At 46.8% G+C, this 541-nt stretch carries 2 pseudogenes; one reads left to right on the top strand and one right to left on the bottom strand.

Annotated features, from left to right (window positions below):
- Positions 1-244, top strand: a pseudogene (locus R7O13_RS30210) (serine protease); the annotation flags it as partial.
- A 91-nt stretch (positions 245-335) separates the two neighbouring features.
- On the opposite strand, the pseudogene R7O13_RS30205 reads toward R7O13_RS30210, so the two are convergent.
- Positions 336-541 (bottom strand): annotated as a pseudogene (locus R7O13_RS30205) (endonuclease); the annotation flags it as partial.

Here is a 541-nt window from a genome sequence, read left to right as displayed (position 1 = left end):
CGAACGCGAGAGTTGGGATGCAAAACGTAATCGATGGCAAAGCCTAAGCAGTTGGGATGTTATCGACCCAACGGCCACGACGTTTGAAGATTCCAGTGCCCATGGCGAAGTGCATTATCGTGTTGGCACCATTCAGCAAAGCGATGGTTCTTTGTTCTGGAGTGGATGGAGCGATAACATCACGGTTGCTGGTTCTGGTGGTGGTAAGGGCGGCGGAAAAGGTGGAGGCAAGCCGAACAAATGATCGCCATGAAAAAGGCCCGAGAAGAGGGCCTTTTTGTGTTTTTAACTTTCTATGTTTTCCATATCGAACAGAGATAAATACGGCTCTGTGGCTAAAGATTTGCCACGAATTGTTTATTAAACTCAGCGTTTACTTTATCGCTTAGTTGTTCGTATTTTTCGCTCAACGCAATTTGCTGCGCTTGTAGATGAGTTGGGTTCTTAGCAAGATCAGAGGCATGAAGTTGGCCCATCTCCTCCATAAAGCCGCTAGTTAGCTGGCTGAAGATCGCGTCTTTACCGATAATAAAGCTCGCAA

It is taken from the genome of Vibrio sp. Y176 (assembly GCF_033438945.1).
The sequence above is the reverse complement of the archived record's forward strand: the minus strand, read 5'-3'. Positions and strand labels throughout refer to the sequence as shown.